This is a genomic window from Phocaeicola dorei (genome assembly GCF_013009555.1).
Classification (GTDB): Bacteria; Bacteroidota; Bacteroidia; order Bacteroidales; family Bacteroidaceae; genus Phocaeicola; species Phocaeicola dorei.
Genome location: NZ_CP046176.1, coordinates 2,155,033 through 2,169,287, shown reverse-complemented (window position 1 = coordinate 2,169,287; position 14,255 = coordinate 2,155,033). Strand labels below are relative to the sequence as shown.

Genomic DNA, 14,255 nt, shown 5'->3' with positions numbered 1-14,255 from the left:
GAAAATGGAAACTTGGAAAACAAATTTAGAAGAAACAAAAAAGCGATATATAGATTGGTGGAATCATAAAGGAATCATACTGAATATGTGGGAACACTTCCAAAAGGGAGTGAAGCCCCACGCAGATATTCCAGCACCGGCTCCGGCGAAAGATTTGAATCAAAAATGGTTCGACCCACAATGGCGTGCAGAATATCTGGATTGGTACGTAGCGCACAGCAGCCTGAAAGCAGATATCCTGCCGGTTGCCAATACCCAGTTAGGCCCCGGTTCACTGGCAGCTATTTTAGGAGGCGTATTCGAAGGAGGAGAAGATACAATCTGGATTCATCCTGATCCGGATTTCAACGATGAAATTGTTTTCAATCCCGAGCACCCTAACTGGATTCTGCATAAGGAATTACTGAAAGCATGCAAAGCGAAGGCAAACGGTCATTATTACGTAGGAATGCCCGATCTGATGGAAGGCCTGGATGTGTTGGCCGCACTGAAAGGTACGGATAAAGTGTTGCTGGATACTGTAATGCAACCCGAAGTACTGGAACAGCAGATGCAACAGATTAATGACATCTACTTCAAGGTGTTCGATGAACTTTACGATATCATCCGTGAAGGGGATGAAATGGCCTTCTGCTATTTTTCTTCATGGGCTCCCGGTAAAATGAGCAAATTACAAAGCGATATTTCTACCATGATCAGCGAAGATGATTATCGTCGTTTTGTACAACCCTTTATCCGCGAACAATGTCAAAAGATAGACTATACCTTGTATCATCTGGACGGCGTAGGCGCCATGCATCACCTGCCCGCCCTTCTCGAAATTGAAGAGCTGAACGCCATTCAATGGACTCCGGGAGTGGGTGAGCCACAAGGAGGATCACCTAAATGGTATGACCTTTACAAGAAAATCCTTGCCGGTGGAAAGAGTATCATGGCATGTTGGGTAACTTTGGATGAACTGAAACCTTTGTTGGACAACATCGGAGCGGATGGTGTGCACCTGGAAATGGATTTTCATAATGAACAAGAAGTGGAACAAGCCATGCGCATTGTCGAAGAATACTCCTCTTCATCACCTGCCGCATCCAAAGAAAGCCTTTCGAAAGAGGAAGACGCTGCAACGAAACAAGAAACAATTATAATCAAAAGTCCCGAAGCCACCGAAGATGAAGCTCTAAAACCTTTGTTCAACGCCATTGTGGACGGAAAGCTGGAACCGGCCGTAGAAGTAACCAAAAAGGCCATAGCCGAAGGCATACAACCCCAAGAAATTATCAATAATTACATGATAAAAGCTATGGGGGAAGTAGGACAACGCTTCCAAGATGGAAAAGCGTTTGTTCCCCAACTGCTGATGGCAGGACGCGCCATGAAGGGAGCTTTGGAACTTCTGAAACCTTTATTGCAGGGAAGTGCAGCAACTACCATAGGCAAGGTAGTCATCGGAACTGTCAAAGGTGATCTGCATGATATCGGTAAAAACCTGGTGGCATCCATGCTTGAAGGTTGCGGCTTTGAAGTCATTAACATAGGTATCGACGTATCTTGTGACAAGTTCGTGGAAGAGGTCAAGAAAAACAAGGCAGATATCTTGTGTATGAGTGCTTTGCTGACAACAACCATGACTTATATGCAGGATGTCATCAACGCCCTGGAAGCAGCCGGTATCCGTAATCAAGTGAAAGTGATGATAGGCGGCGCTCCCGTAAGCCAGGGATTCGCCGATGAAATAGGTGCGGACGGGTATAGCGACAATGCCAATACGGCCGTAGCGGTAGCCAAGGAACTGATGGGGCTTCATAAATAAACGGAATATTCATCTTAATCTGATACATGAATTATGCACGCTAATTATTTAGATACATTAGATTGGGGCATTCTTATTGCCTACTTTCTGATTCTTATAGGCATCGGCATATGGGCCAGTCTGAAACGCAAAAAAGGCAGTAGCCTTTTTCTTGCCGAGCGTTCCCTGAAGTGGCATCACATCGGTTTCTCCATGTGGGGAACCAATGTGGGCCCTTCCATGCTGATAGCCTCCGCCAGTGCCGGATTTACCACCGGTATCGTTTCAGGTAATTATGCCTGGTATGCGTTTGTTTTCATCTGCTTGCTGGCTTTTGTCTTTGCCCCTCGTTACTTAGGAGCACGTATCACCACCTTGCCGGAGTTCATGGGGCGGCGTTTCGGACAGTCCACCCGCAACATTCTTGCCTGGTACACCATTGTGACAATCCTTATCTCGTGGCTTGCCCTGACCTTATTCGCCGGAGGTATCCTTATCCGTCAGGTTTTCGATATTCCCATGTGGCAGTCAGCATTAATCCTGCTCGTTATCTCCGCATTCTTCACCATGGCCGGAGGGCTGAAAGCGGTAGCCTATACCAATGTATTCCAAATGCTTCTGCTTATTTTCGTATCGGCCACGCTTACTATAGCAGGTCTTTACAAAGTGGGTGGCGTCAGCGCATTGGCCGAAGCGGTTCCGGCCGATTACTGGAACCTGTTCCGCCCGAATGACGATCCCGCCTTCCCGTGGCTGCCCATTATTCTGGGGTATCCCATCATGGGAGTCTGGTTCTGGTGCACAGACCAATCCATGGTACAGCCTGTATTGGCTGCTAAGAATCTGAAAGAAGGCCAAATGGGTGCCAACTTCACCGGCTGGTTGAAGATACTGGATGTTCCTCTCTATATCCTTCCGGGTATCATCTGTCTGGCACTCTACCCGGGCTTGAAGAACCCCGATGAAGCCTACATGACTATGGTCACTAACTTATTTCCTGTAGGCATGGTGGGGTTGGTACTCGCCGTATTGACCGCCGCACTGATCAGCACTGTCGGCTCTGCCCTGAATGCGCTGAGTACCGTCTTCACGATGGATATCTATGTCAAGAAATTCAGACCGCTTGCCAGCCAGAAAGAGATCATCCGTACAGGGCATGTGGTTACAATGGCGGGAGCACTGATTTCGGTGATCATCACCATTGCCATAGACAGTATCAAAGGATTGAATCTGTTTAATGTATTCCAATCGGTACTGGGATTTATCGCACCGCCTATGGCGGCTGTTTTCCTGTTCGGCATCTTCTGGAAACGAACTACCACGATGGCTGCCAACATGGCATTGACATTTGGTACGGCGTTCAGCATGGGAGTGGGCATTCTCTATTTATGGGTATTTCCTGCAGAAAAATATACAGCATGGCCTCACTTCATGATGCTGTCTTTCTACCTGTTCGTTGTCATCAGCGCAGGCATGATTTTGGTATCCTTATTGGATAAACGCCGGCAAGAATGTACATTAAACATGAAGAAAGTCATGGAGAAACCGGCCAAATCGGTTATCCTTGCATGGACGCTACTGACTATTATCATGATCGGGCTTTATCTATTCTTCAATGGGCATTAAAAGAAGGTGCAGAAGGCTGAAAAGATTGTATTTTTATATGCCTACGTTTGGTATTCCACTCGGGTAGTGAGGCAGTCCCACCCCGGTGAAATTGCAGTTCCACCCCGGTGGGACTGGAGTTTCACCAGGGTGGAACATCAGATGAAAGTAGCTGTTACAGCAGATGGGGACAGCTGTTATAACCTGTCTTGATAGGACAGGAGATTCATTAAGATTGCAACAAATTGTAAAATCAATGAGATTAATAACAACATCTAGCCATTTGGGACTCTGATTTTTGTAGCCATCCTATTATCCCCGCTGCTTCCGCCTGTAACATCTATCGTACGTACAGAGACCGCAAGTATATTCCAGTTTACGGACACTATCCCCCAGTCCTATTACTCCACTGACCGATTTTATAGGAAGCATCAAACTGGAATCTGTCAACCGGATGCCACAAGGTTCCGCTGAAGGAAATAAGGGAAATAATTTCTTTTGCTCCGACACATGCCAGCCGCAATATCCGGGACTGAAACGATTCGTATGCCTCCACCCTCTGTCGTGAATGTATTCATCCAATGCAATTTCCATACAATCCGCAGTCTTCTCGGCTATGATACTTCCTATGGCATCCGCTATATAAACCTTTACCATATCCCCCTCTTGTTGCAACGTATGCTGGAACTTTTCAAAACCAGTTCCGGCAGTCGCGGCAAAGAAAGCGAAGGATTCCGAACCACGCAGTTGCCGGGTTATTATTTTACCTATACTGAAACTAGTTTTACCGACAGTAAGCAAATCTTTTGTTTCATCCAAATCTCCACCGGATATGAAAAAACAAAAACGGGGAGAAGTTACTGCCTCAACCCGTCCAAGCACCCCACGGACTTCTTTTTCTACTGCTTCGTCGGGTACAGCATCTGCATATCCCATCGTCTCATAGATTTCGGACAATGAGATAGGCAGATCAGCAAAAGAAAGTTCTTTTTCAAGCATTATTGAATTCATTTAATGCGGCAAAGAATGCATCAATATTTTCAGAAGGTGTATGAGGCGGTGTATCACATCCGCTGGAGAGCACGAAGTTGGGATAGGACTTGGTAGCCCCCAACAGGTCGAGTGTGGCTTTCTTCATCACCTCCGGAGTAGCCGCCTTGAACAAACTCACCGGATCAAGATTTCCCATTGCAAGAGAATCCGCAGGTACTTCTTTCAGAGCTTCGACCATATCTATTTTATTTCCAAAATGATAAGCGGCAGCTCCTGTAGCTACCATTGCCTTAGTACAATGACCGGTATTTCCACAATTATGCAGAATGACTGTGAAGTGATCGTCTTGCACTTTCTCTACTATCTCCTTAATGAAAACAGACGAGTATTGCCGGCAATCCTCATCAGACAAGAGTCCGGCAGCCGGCTCGGCCATCACTACCCCATTCACCCCTGTAGCCTTCAGTGCCATACAGTAACGGAGAATGAAATCCGAACATTTCTTCAACAACGAATTCGCCGCTTCCGGATTGATATAAATAAGCATCATGATTTCAGACATATCATACAAACGTCCTGCCAATGAGTAAGGGCCGATGCAACCGGCAAAGACAGGTCTGTCCGTTATTGTCTTGGCTGCCAACATATTTGCTTTCAGATACTGGGGGACTCTTCCTTTATTCAAAGCAGGAATGTTCAGTTTTTCAATATCCTCCTCATTAGCAAGAAGACGCCCCACTACACTGGGAACCTCATTTTCGGGGAAGACAATCTCCGCTCCGAAAGCCTCGGCTTCTACCGTCAAATCCATAATCACGGTTGCGGCGGCTGTGGGATATTTCTCACTCAATGCCTTGATGGCGTTGTAATGCACTTGTCCGTCAGTAACCGCATCACGCACCGTTTTCCCTATCATCTCTATGCCCGGATGGGTCATGATGGGCATAGCCACCACTTCTTTCTTTTGGATAATTTCGTTTATCCACTCTTTCATATTCAGTTTACTCATGGTCTTTTATTCTTTATTTATTCTGTTATTGCAAAAGTAAGTCTTTTCTTTGATAATCTGCTGTTCCCTTTGCTCTTTCTCATTCAAAAAAACGGTATAAATCCCGTTACAATACTACAGGAATTTACACCGTTTTTCATCTTATAGACTTATGGCAATTTATGCAAAAGATGACGATAATATGTTTCAACATCTTTCCAATGGTAGAAAGGAGCAATATCCGTTTCTAGAGGGATGGTAACTTCTTTCTCACAATGCATGAACTTCACCAGTATATCGTCAGAAGCTTTTTTTCTGAAGAAAACCAACTGAACGTTTGCCGCCATCGGAGTGACCTTGAAATTACACCATGCCTGATAAAATTTATCGGGATCCGTTTCGGCTTTCCACATATCGCCCAATTGGAGCAACGCTACCAAGGGAATGATATTTCCATCGTGCCCAAAACGTAATGTCGCCGTATGGGTCCCGGACCTGATTGCCTCATCGGCCGAATCCAATATATTTTCAAGCAATGACCGGGCACTGGCCGTCATTATTCCACCATTGGCAGGTGCAGGTCCGTCACATACATAATTATAATAATTGCAAACTTGCCAAAGATCAAATAATTCATCTTTCTGAAATACATCATAAAGACTCACCTCTATCTCTACATTCTGCAAATCTGAAGCAATCCAATAAAGTCCCCACATCAATTCATCAGGATTCACATTCTTACGGATATAGTCAGGACTATTAAATAAAGAAGTGACCAAACGATCGGGACGAGTATGGCTTTCTTTAAACTTTCTATATTCCTCATACCAAGGTCCCTGATGAGAAACAAATTTCACAGCTTCCGGCGTATGATAATTCATATATTTCATATACTTGGCACAAGCTTCGCGCCGGATCTGCAATGCCGGATTGAGTTCTTTCAACCGTTCACAAAAGGCATCCATACTCAATACACATCGCAACACCACGGTAGAGCGTGCAGACAGAGCAGGAGATCCCTTGAATACCTCGGGATAGTTCTGAAACATTCTTTCGGCTATCCCCCGGTGTTGCCTCACACCCAAAGGGGTCAAATCTCCCCCATGTCCCTCGGCATCTTCCCACACCAACGCCATTCTTTTGCGAACATCTTCTCCCAAAGCGGTCAAAACTCCAGCTTGATGTGCCTTCTCGAAAATATCAACCACTGTTTTATAATCCTGTTCCGATTGAATCCACCTTGAACCGTGTCGTGCATAATGACTGATATAAAACGGTTTATACCCTTTAGGCGGAGGAGTCGCGATAGCTTCCTTTACGGGATAAGCATAGTACACTCCTCCCGTCCGGGCTATATCTTCCAATATAGCCTCACGGGTGGACTGAGCAAAACCATTCAGATGAATTCCACACAAACAGACAGACAGGACAATATATTTAAAAAGCGCCATCGTTTTCATGCTTATTAATTATATCCCTCGTTCTGACCAAATTCATCCGGATTCAAGATAGAGTCCAGAAACATCTGAGGAATAGGACGCCATGCATGATGCGGTTGAATCAATGGAATGTCCGGATTATGAGCTTTCACATATTCTACTAATTTTCCGGTTCTTTTCAAATCAAACCAGCGCATGAATTCGCCGCAATACTCACGTGCTCTTTCTTCCAAAATAAAGTCGATCGTCATCTTGTCCACTCCTACCTCCATTTCAGCTTCCTTGCCCGGTACAGCCGCACGTCTGCGTATGTCATTGATACGTGCTTTAGCTATCTCCTTATTTCCTCCGGACTTCATTATCTCACATTCGGCAACAATGAAATACATTTCGGGCAAACGCATGGTAATCACATCATTTGCACCTACCTGCGAATTGGTAGGCAAGCCTTTGTTTTCAAAATTCGCATCTTCGTACTTTAGCAATGTCGGGAAGTGAATGTTAAAGTTGGCACTCTTGCTGACACTTCCATCGGCTGCATAGGTATCATCAATATCGACGACAGCATATGGCAAGTTACGTTTGCCAGCAATCTTCTTCTTGGTGAAAAGTAGCGCTGTTTCTCCCGGCTGAATAACCTGACCAATCATAGATGACGGTTTTTCAAAATAGTCCAACTGATCCTTAGTCCAGGCATAAGCTTGGGGTGTATTCAGTTTATACTCTTCACGGAACCAAGCATTATAACGAGCATCTATATCCTCATTATACAATTCCAATAAATAACGGGTAGGCATCATCGCCATACTACCCGACTTGGCATTCTTATCATTTCCATATTCATAATCCTGTACCATACCTGCTCTTGCCGAATAACTGGCATGGAAATACATATGCATACGGTTCGGGTTTTTAGCCTGCATATTCAATGATGACTCAGTAGAGTGGGTCACAACGAACATAGCCTCTTTATTCGTTTTATTATTATCCGGATCAAAAACTTCGGCAGGTGTATTATACAAAGACACCTTCAATGCGCTCTGGTTATCAATCACATATTGAGCCGCATCCTCAGCGATTTTATAATATTTATCTTTGTCTGCCTGACTGTCACAATAGGAAACCCGTGTCAGTGCGATGCGCGCTAACAAGCCGTATGCTGCTTTTGAGGTCGCACGACCTACATCTTTAACAGGATAAGGATCAACGGGCAGATTATCCACCGCATTTTGCGCATCAGTCAGCATTAAATCATATAAATCTTCATAGCTGCTGCGATAACAATTCATTGAAAGACTTTCGGCAGAAGTTTCTTTGGTCCTAAGATCCACGTTACCGTAAATTTCAACCAAATGCCAATAAGCGTAAGCACGCATGAAACTTAATTCACCAAAACGGATATCTCTCAGTTTCTTGTCTTTGAATTCCACTTGGTCAATCCGTTCCAAACCGGCATTACAGTCGTTTATAATTTCATACAGACGATTCCACGTGTTCTTAATCTGACCAACCGAAGCCGTCAATTCTTCATATTTAGACATCTGACGACCATAACCGCAATTGGCAATATTGATCCAAAGATCGCCACCACCGTTCAGCAATAACACAAAATCTTCACGTCCATAAAACTGACCGCCCCAAAAAGCATAAGCCGAATTGACAAGGGCCTCAAAACCGGCCTGTTCTTTGTACACGTTATCCGGGGTACTTCCGGCAGGATTGTATTCCTCCAAATCACATGATTGCATGCCCAATAACAGAGCAGCACATGCTACAAACATATATTTTTTACCGTATTTCATAATAGTTATTTCTTTTTTATCTGTTAGAAATCAAGATTCAAACCAAATATAAACTGACGCTGCAACGGAGCTTTTGCTGACCCTCCGCGTTCTGCATCGTAATCCTGAATCAAATGATTCTTGGCAAAAGAGAAGAGATTATTGGCGGTGACATATGCACGAAGTTTGGACACGCCCAATTTTGAAGTCAACGATTTGGGGAATGTATACCCCAGTGATACAGTCTTGATCTTCCAATACGAACCATCAATGTAATTCAAAGTCTGATAACCCAGATAGTTATAGAAATTGGTCTGAGCCGGTCGCGGAAAATCATTGGACGGATTCTCCGGCGTCCAATAGTTCAAGTAAGCAGGGAAGTTACCTTTTCCCTGAGGATCATAAGAACCGGTCAGCTCATAATCAATCATCTGCCCCCAACGAGCGATAATATATACGTTCAAATCAAAGTTCTTATAACTAAAGTTGTTGTTGAATCCACCTGTCCATTTCGGTGACTGGCTACCCAGGTAAGTTTCATCCTTATCATCAATAATATAGTCACCATTCAAGTCTCTCAGTTTGATATCACCCGGTTTGAAGGGTTGTGTCTTCTTTGAATCTTTAAAATATTTAGCTGCTTCTTCAGCCTCATTTTCCTGCCAGATTCCCTCATTAATAAAATGATAGAATGATTTCAAAGGACGTCCAATCAACAAACTAGTCGTAATATGCGAATCTGATCCAATGATGTCTTTGCCATCAATCAGATCGGTAATCTCTTCATGATTGGCAGCAAAGGTAAGAGTGGAGTTCCATTTAAAGTTTTTGTTATCCACATTGACGGTATTTACCGATACTTCAATACCACGGTTCATGGTTGCACCGATATTTTGATACATCTTGAACGGAGTTGCGTTACTACCACCCATAGAAGTAGGCAAAGTACGGGGCAACAGGATATCAGTAGTCTTTGTCTGGTATAAATCGACAACAGCCGAAATACGGTTATTGAACAAACCGATATCAAAACCCAGATCCCAGGTATTGGACATCTCCCAGCCTACATTCTCATTACCTACATATTCATTGTATATATAATAGGTATAGCCATTATCCTGGAAAGCAGAGTTGGTTTTCGGAGTCAAGCCCGACTGAGTTCCGTAGGCCATGATACCCGAGTTACCTGTCTTACCCCAACTTAAGCGCAACTTCAAGTTGCTCAGAGCTTCCACATTCTTCATGAACGCTTCATCACTAATGCGCCATGCAGCAGCTACAGAAGGGAAACTTGCCCATTTATTACCTTTAGACAAACGTGAGTTACCATCCCAACGATTAGAAACCGTCAACATATAACGGCCTTTATAACTATAGTTGAAGCGCAAAGCATACGAGAAAGTCTGGTGCTGTATATAATCCGATCCAATGACATAAGAGCTTTTGTCATTGGCACCCAGATTATGCCATAAGTATGAATCAACCAACTGGCCCTCTCCTTGCGCATTCACTGATGTATATTTGGATTGTGTCCACGAAGTCAATGCAGTGGCACCAAAAGTATGATCTTTGACGGTTTTGTTATAACTGATAATATTATCCCAATTCACAAAACTCTTTTCGGAAGATTTGATTTTGGACAGTGACGTTGAATTCTGTCCCAAACGGTCAATAGAACTGGCCCCTTCAAAATCCTGCTTACGATAAAAAGCATAATTGGTTCCTAAATTAGAACGGAAAGTCAATCCTTCAACAGGAGTAAAATCCAAATACCCATTAGCTATCAAATTTGTTTTCAGCACATGATGTCTTGCAGCCACTTCAGATGCCTCATCCACCAACGGACTCACCTGTCCATTCTTTCCTAATGGATATTCTACCACTTTACCGTCTTCATCGTATGCTTTACCAAGAGGCGCATTAGTAGCAGCGCGCCATAGCACATTCTCGGCACGCTCATCTTGTGCATAATGAGTGACCTGTGTAGTAGCTCCTACTTTTACGGTCTTGCCTAACTTGTGCTCAATGTTCATACGCAAGTTGTACTTATCCATTTTATCATTTTTGAAAGAACCCTTTTCCTGATAATATCCGGCAGACAACATCGCGGTGGTCTTTTCCGTACCTCCTGACGCTGTAACCTGATGGCTTTGAACAAGCCCTGTATGAAGCACCTCATCTATCCAGTCAGTCCACTCACCGTTCTGAATGGCCTGCCATTCCTCCACAGTGAAAAGTTTCTGGTCATCGGCGGTAGAATTCCACTGACCGCCAGTACGAGCAGCTTCACGACGCACCTGCATATAGTCTTCCCCACTCAGCATATCAGGATATTGCGCCCACCCGTTTACACCAAAATAACCATTATAAGAAAACTTTGTTTTGCCTTGCGCACCTTTCTTGGTTGTTATAATGATTACCCCATTAGCACCTTGTGAACCATAAATTGCCGTAGAAGAAGCATCCTTCAACACCTCAATAGACTCAATATCAGCCGGAGCAATATCCGAGAAATCACCTCCCTGCATACCATCAATGATAAACAGCGGAGCATTGGCAACATTGTTACCAAACTCATCTTTCACATCGGACAGTGAACGCTGGCCGCGAATATTAATGGTTACACCCGAAGTAGCCTTACCTGAATTACGTACAATATCCAAACCCGGAACCTGCCCCTGCAATGCTTCCATGGCATTAGATGCCGGTGATTTTACAATATCAGCCGCCTTCACTGAAGCAATAGAACCTGTAAGGTCACGTTTCTTCATCACGCCATAACCTACAACGACTACTTCATCCAAAGCCTGCGTATCGGCCTCCATTTTAATGTTCAGCTGATTGCTTTTTCCCACCGTTATATCCTGTGTCTTATATCCTATATAAGATATGACAAGAATATTCTTACCTGAAGGAACTTCCAAAGAATAATTACCGTCAAAATCGGTAATCGTACCCACCGTTGTACCTTTCACCAGTACGGATACACCAATTAACGGTTCCCCTGTGTCATCTATGATTTTACCTGTGACAGTACGTCCTTGCTGGACAGACTGAACCAATTCACCGGCAACAGGGTCACTTGCATTTGCATAAGAAAATGCAGACGGCATACATAATGCTGCCGATAACCCTAAAATAATGGGAGTACGTCTGATATTACTTTCCCAATTTTGTTTCGGACTTTTTTTCATGCTTTTCATTTCTGTTATAATAGTTAACAAGATTTATTTTATTATATCTATTCAAATGACGCATATAAAAAACTCCTGTACTCAAGATTAATTATAAAAATACGTTAAATAAAAAGTATATTTTCTTTCATTTAGTATTTCTTTTTAACCGAATCACAAATCTAAATTTATAAATGCCTGATTTTAGCCGATAAGATTCTAATATAGGCAAGCCCCATGAATTATCTCCCCCAACTTCCATTCGTGCACAATTTATACTTACTGTAGTGTTACTATGAGGCTTCAATTCAAAGCCATGTTCCGATTATTTATAAGAACATAATAGATTATATAGAAACCACCTACATCATCTTTATATACACAAAGACAGAACATCCCGATAATCAAAAGACCAAAGGTCTCATCATATTAACAAATAAAAAAAGGGGGATTTTCCGAAATGGAAATATCCCCCTTTTATGTCATTATCAAAAAGCTATATTAATAACCATTAGTACCGTATTCAGCAGAGTTCTCTATCTGATTTAAGAATGTATATGAGATAGGACGTAAATAATTCTTCTGGCTAAAATTTGCGGCAGCACGAGGATTATATTTAGGCAATCGAGTTTCAAAAGCTTTATGTCGTTTCAGTAAAGCCCAACGGGTAAACTCACCACACAATTCACGAGCATATTCATCCAACACATCATCCTCTGTGGCAGTAGTCAATTTCATATTAGCTTCGAAATCAGCTTCATTACGACAAGCACGCTTACGAAGAACATTCAAATACTCAGCTGCTTTTGCACCATTTCCCAAACGTTCTTCCGCTTCAGCCGCAATCAAATACACTTCAGCCATACGCATAATAAACATGTCGCCAGTTTTGCATTGCAAATTACTTCCATAAAAACCTCCCTCGAAATTAAAATTAAACTTATTCAATGAAGGAAATAAAGTATAGGTATTTGTCTGCTGGGCATCAATAAATGTTTCCTTGTATTTACCATCTGCTGCAAACAAATCATCAATATTCACACAAATATATCCTCGCTTTGCTTTTTCAGCAGCACTCAAATACTCTTTTGATAAATAAACGATAAAACGATCTTCATCCTCTGCTAATGGATAAGGATTCACATAAGGATTCTTCACTTTAACCAACTTATTGACATCACCAGAATATTCTCCTTTAGGCCAAACACTGGCAACATATTGATTACCACCATTAGAACCTAGATTAATAGCATTAACATCAACATATGGATATATCTTCTTTCCTACAAATTTAGAATCAATGCCATATTTAGTGCACAAATCTTCAGTTAATGTAATTGTTGCATTCTTATCATCGTATGTGCGCCATCCAGCCTGTACCATGGAGAACAGAGAAAAAGCTGTTGTAAATGAGTTTTCCCAACGTTTATCATAACGTGCATCAAAACAGTCCACTAAATATTTAGAAGGTGCATAATAATTATTATTCACACGACCATAGAAGTAATTTTGCTTACTGCCCACAGGATAAATATCACTCAATTTATTAGGATCACAGAATGTGAAAGTAAATAATTTATTCGCTCCATACGAACCATATGTAAAAGCATCAGTTCCTGCCTGGGGTCCCGAAGCTATAAACAAAGCTTCTTTATTGTTACGATTATTACTTTGTGCCCATACATCTTCAACATCATCATACAAATATGCATTATAAGAAGCCATATTGGCAATCAAGTCTTCTGCAACTTCTTTAGCACGCTGCCAATAAGAAACACCATTTTCGCTTAAACCTTCACCTGCTCCCTGCGCATAAGCTCTGGCCAACAAACCTAAAGCAGCTTTCTTTGTTACCCGGGCATAGTTACCATCCATAGGAGTTGTATTCAAGTCAGCAGCAGCTTCTTGCAAATCAGTTATAATAAGATTGTAAATTTCCTCCTGTGACGAACGAGTGGGATTCATTATTTTGGTATCTGTTGACTCTGTAGTTACTAACGTCACATTGCCATAATTGGTCACAAGTACCAAATAATAATAAGCACGCAAACACTTTGCTTCAGCTACTACAACTTTCAGTACATTCTTATCTCCCTCAGTTACATCTGCTGCACGATTTATCACTGCATTACAAGTATTAATACAAGCATAAGCTTGAGAAAACAGTTTGTCTGTAGCATTAGTACTAGTAGTCAACCCTTCATAATAGAACAATTGCTGCAATGTTGTTTTATTATTTTGAGTGAGCCATAAATCTGTACCGGTTTCCGCTACAGCCAAATAATCGGAAGCAGAAAACATTTGGTCATAAAGTGGAGAATAGCAATAAGTACCCAAATTTTTCAAGCCTTCTACAGTTTTTAACTCTCCTTCTCCAGATGTATCACTAGGATTATACTCATCCAAAGAGCATGAGTACATAGCTGCTGCTGTGCAAATGGCTAAAGCCATATTATATAATGATCTTTTCATCTTTTTTGTCTTTAATGT

9 protein-coding genes are annotated in these 14,255 nt (G+C 42.5%); 2 read left to right on the top strand and 7 right to left on the bottom strand.

The window, feature by feature from the left end:
• Positions 1 to 4: 4 nt before the first annotated feature.
• Together GKD17_RS08895 and GKD17_RS08890 are read left to right on the top strand one after the other, a co-directional pair.
• Positions 5 to 1,807 carry a corrinoid protein gene (locus GKD17_RS08895; RefSeq protein WP_007838464.1) on the top strand — a complete coding sequence of 601 codons (1,803 nt, stop codon included), beginning with the start codon at positions 5 to 7 and terminating at the stop codon, positions 1,805 to 1,807.
• A gap of 33 nt (positions 1,808 to 1,840) precedes the next feature.
• Positions 1,841 to 3,412, top strand: a complete 1,572-nt coding sequence (locus GKD17_RS08890; protein ID WP_007838463.1) for a sodium:solute symporter — start codon at positions 1,841 to 1,843, stop codon at positions 3,410 to 3,412.
• A 291-nt stretch (positions 3,413 to 3,703) separates the two neighbouring features.
• Here GKD17_RS08890 and GKD17_RS08885 read toward each other — a convergent pair whose 3' ends face one another.
• The 7 genes from GKD17_RS08885 to GKD17_RS08855 all read right to left on the bottom strand — a co-directional run bounded on the left by GKD17_RS08885 (position 3,704) and on the right by GKD17_RS08855 (position 14,237).
• On the bottom strand, positions 3,704 to 4,390 hold the full coding sequence (locus GKD17_RS08885; protein WP_007844869.1) for a vitamin B12 dependent-methionine synthase activation domain-containing protein: 687 nt from the start codon (positions 4,388 to 4,390) through the stop codon (positions 3,704 to 3,706).
• Positions 4,383 to 5,393 (bottom strand): methylcobamide--CoM methyltransferase, encoded by a 1,011-nt coding sequence (locus tag GKD17_RS08880; RefSeq protein ID WP_007838460.1) that lies wholly within the window; start codon positions 5,391 to 5,393, stop codon positions 4,383 to 4,385. Before GKD17_RS08880 ends, GKD17_RS08885 begins: the two co-directional genes overlap by 8 nt.
• Positions 5,394 to 5,542: 149 nt before the next feature.
• Positions 5,543 to 6,823, bottom strand: coding sequence for a histidine-type phosphatase (locus GKD17_RS08875; protein WP_007843986.1), 1,281 nt, complete (start codon positions 6,821 to 6,823; stop codon positions 5,543 to 5,545).
• A gap of 14 nt (positions 6,824 to 6,837) precedes the next feature.
• Positions 6,838 to 8,613: a RagB/SusD family nutrient uptake outer membrane protein gene (locus tag GKD17_RS08870; protein WP_007838456.1), complete on the bottom strand. Its 1,776-nt coding sequence runs from the start codon at positions 8,611 to 8,613 to the stop codon at positions 6,838 to 6,840.
• 23 nt (positions 8,614 to 8,636) lie between these two features.
• Positions 8,637 to 11,795, bottom strand: coding sequence for a SusC/RagA family TonB-linked outer membrane protein (locus GKD17_RS08865; protein WP_007838453.1), 3,159 nt, complete (start codon positions 11,793 to 11,795; stop codon positions 8,637 to 8,639).
• Positions 11,796 to 11,913: 118 nt separating this feature from the next.
• Positions 11,914 to 12,027 carry a hypothetical protein gene (locus tag GKD17_RS23720; RefSeq protein WP_371741506.1) on the bottom strand — a complete coding sequence of 38 codons (114 nt, stop codon included), beginning with the start codon at positions 12,025 to 12,027 and terminating at the stop codon, positions 11,914 to 11,916.
• A 239-nt stretch (positions 12,028 to 12,266) separates the two neighbouring features.
• Positions 12,267 to 14,237, bottom strand: a complete 1,971-nt coding sequence (locus GKD17_RS08855; RefSeq protein WP_007843984.1) for a RagB/SusD family nutrient uptake outer membrane protein — start codon at positions 14,235 to 14,237, stop codon at positions 12,267 to 12,269.
• Between the last annotated feature and the right edge of the window lie 18 nt (positions 14,238 to 14,255).

Coding starts and splice junctions, on each gene's coding strand:
- GKD17_RS23720 (WP_371741506.1), bottom strand. CDS start 12,027: ATGGAAGTTGGGGGAGATAATTCATGGGGCTTGCCTATATTAGAATCT.
- GKD17_RS08885 (WP_007844869.1), bottom strand. CDS start 4,390: ATGCTTGAAAAAGAACTTTCTTTTGCTGATCTGCCTATCTCATTGTCC.
- GKD17_RS08895 (WP_007838464.1), top strand. CDS start 5: ATGGAAACTTGGAAAACAAATTTAGAAGAAACAAAAAAGCGATATATA.
- GKD17_RS08855 (WP_007843984.1), bottom strand. CDS start 14,237: ATGAAAAGATCATTATATAATATGGCTTTAGCCATTTGCACAGCAGCA.
- GKD17_RS08880 (WP_007838460.1), bottom strand. CDS start 5,393: ATGAGTAAACTGAATATGAAAGAGTGGATAAACGAAATTATCCAAAAG.
- GKD17_RS08870 (WP_007838456.1), bottom strand. CDS start 8,613: ATGAAATACGGTAAAAAATATATGTTTGTAGCATGTGCTGCTCTGTTA.
- GKD17_RS08875 (WP_007843986.1), bottom strand. CDS start 6,823: ATGGCGCTTTTTAAATATATTGTCCTGTCTGTCTGTTTGTGTGGAATT.
- GKD17_RS08890 (WP_007838463.1), top strand. CDS start 1,841: ATGCACGCTAATTATTTAGATACATTAGATTGGGGCATTCTTATTGCC.
- GKD17_RS08865 (WP_007838453.1), bottom strand. CDS start 11,795: ATGAAAAGCATGAAAAAAAGTCCGAAACAAAATTGGGAAAGTAATATC.